The sequence below is a fragment of the Sphingomonas sp. CCH9-F2 genome, assembly GCF_001556735.1.
Lineage (GTDB): Bacteria > Pseudomonadota > Alphaproteobacteria > Sphingomonadales > Sphingomonadaceae > Sphingomonas > Sphingomonas ginsenosidimutans.
Genome location: NZ_LSJO01000424.1, coordinates 1 through 247 on the forward strand (window position 1 = coordinate 1; position 247 = coordinate 247).

General features: G+C 78.9%; 1 pseudogene. It reads right to left on the reverse strand.

Annotation, left to right across the window (positions count from 1 at the left end):
• A pseudogene (locus tag AX685_RS22600) lies at nucleotides 1-247 on the reverse strand (hypothetical protein); the annotation flags it as partial.

The window sequence follows — 247 nt, forward strand, 5'->3', positions numbered from 1 at the left end:
CCCGCCGCGCCGTACAGCGCGCGGCTGCCGCGCGCGTCACGGTCATAGGTCCAGGTGCCAGGCGTCCATGGCCAGTCCTGCCAGTCGGCGGCCGGGGTGGACGACGGTGCCGGCGCGGGAACCGGCACGGGGCGCGGCGCCGGGGCGGGCGTCGGTTCGGTGCGGGGCACGCACCCCGCGGCGATCAACGCGGCGAGGATCGCCGCGGCCTTGTAGCGAAGGGAGGGGCGGGCGGGCGGAAAGCGGG